Below are 2,134 nucleotides of genomic sequence, written 5' to 3'. Positions count from 1 at the left end.
ACAAGCATGAATTTACTGTTAAAGGTTGGGCGATGTTACTTCGGTAATAACAAGCCCCGAATCCTGGAAGGTATCTTCTCTCGGGGGTGAAAGTCCTCCCGTAGGGATACTGGTATAACCTACGAAGACTAATCTAGGGCATTACCGTGAGGTAATGTCTGAAGGAGATGCGGAAAATCGAGAGACCCGTAGTCGGATGAGCAGACCCAAATGCGAAAGCGTGAAGTACAAAACGGCTGGATAAGTTGACGACCGTGCGAATATAACGGGAAGTCCAAAGAATAATGCTTCTTAGCCAAAGAACCAGTCGACTAAGAAGAGCTTATCAAGTGATGGTGCTGGGTATGTTCAGAAGGAAAGTGCGGTGACCCCGTGAGGTCTCCGCTTTAACTTTAGGTGTTGATATATAAGGAAAATCCGAAGTTATCAATACAAGTGGAGAAGTCAGACGCCCTCATAGTACGGAAGTAGGATTGGGACCAAACGCAATCTGAACGGAAGGGGGAGCGACCTCGTGGCTCTACATTTATAAAAGTGTGCAATGTCAACAGAACACGTTACCTAGGTAAAAACGAACTGGATGTGCACAATGAAAGGTGTGGAATAAGCATTGAATCAAGAACTAAAGTTCAAATGGCACAGTATATATGGACAGATTCTTTTCGACAGAAAACTTAAAACAGCTTGGGAAAAAGTCAAAAACAATAATGGAGCAGGAGGAATAGACGGAGAAACGGTACAAAGTTACGAAAGTAACGAAGATGAAAATCTCCGCAAGTTACTTCAAAAACTAAGGTTGAAGGAGTATAAACCCTCACCTGTACGAAGAAAGTACATTCCCAAAAAGAATGGAAAACTTCGTCCACTGGGAATTCCAAATATTGAAGACCGTATAGTCCAACAAGCTGTGGTTAATGTCCTAGAACCCAAATGTGAAGAACTCATTTTCCACAAATGGTCTTGTGGCTACCGCCCCAATCTTGGTGCAAAAAGAGTAATGCAAATCATTACATGGAACATTGAGAGTGGTTTCAACTTTATTTACGATTGCGATATTAAGGGGTTCTTTGACAATATACCTCATAAGAGGTTGATGAGAATACTTAACAAATATATTACAGATGGAACCGTACTCGACTTAATCTGGAAATGGCTTAAAGCTGGCTACATGGAAGAAGGAAAATATTATACAGTTGAGGCGGGTACTCCACAGGGGGGTGTCATCTCGCCATTACTTGCGAATCTCTTTCTTAGCGAGTTAGACTGGGAACTTGAAGCACATGGAATTCGTTTCGTCAGATATGCCGACGACTTTCTTTTATTTGCCAAAACAAAAGATGATATTGTACGAGCAGAGTCAATTACAAAACAAAAACTTGCAGAACTAGGACTCGAAATATCCGTTGAGAAAACCAAAATCGTAGATTTTAACCACGATGATTTTGATTTTCTTGGATTTACATTCGGACATTGGAGAAAAAGAAAGAAAGACGGAAAACCATATTACTTAGCTAAACCAAAGGATTCCACATGGAAGGATTTTCGCCAAAAGATAAAGGATAAGACAAAGAAATCCCTAACCTTCAGCAAAGAAGTCTGGGTTGAACGTGTGAACCAAGTGATACGTGGGAAAGTAAACTACTTTCTAACCCTTTGGAATGCGATAAATGAAAATAAAAAGTACGATAGGGAATTTTCATGTTTCTTTAATGTCTTCAAGAATGAGTTACTTGCCATTGATAGCTACACCAGAAGAAGGCTAAGGGTAGCAATGATACACGACCATCCAAGCCAAAAGAAAGGTCAAAGGATGACCACAAAATGGGGAATTGGGTATTTTGCAAAGATAGGGCTCGTTCCAGCTTTCCAATATTATTATGGGAAACAATTTGGTTACACATTAGAAGATTATGTCCAATATATGAAAAGAAAACACGAAAACAGGTACAAAAGGGCTCTTAAAACTGCAAAAGAACGGGGAGAAGAATACTTTACACCCGAGAGAGTTCGCAAACTAAACTGTGTACAGGGTAAATAAAGCATTCAATGTAACACGTTGGTAAGCCGTATGCCTTAATAGGGCACGTACGGTTTGATAAGGGGGAAGCCTCGTGAGAGGTTTCCCTACTTTATT

The 2,134-nt window shown here is 40.4% G+C and carries 1 protein-coding gene; it reads left to right on the top strand.

All coding sequences use genetic code 11. The annotated features are described in order from the left end of the window. The first annotated feature begins 610 nt into the window (after positions 1–610). The gene (gene ltrA / locus ACNQGS_RS28845) at positions 611–2,038 is read left to right on the top strand and encodes a group II intron reverse transcriptase/maturase (protein ID WP_491490378.1); all 1,428 of its coding nucleotides are present in this window, start codon (positions 611–613) and stop codon (positions 2,036–2,038) included. The last annotated feature ends 96 nt before the right edge of the window (positions 2,039–2,134 follow it).

It is taken from the genome of Neobacillus sp. PVCKKU3 (assembly GCF_058323225.1).
This window is presented reverse-complemented; position numbering and strand designations above follow the sequence as displayed.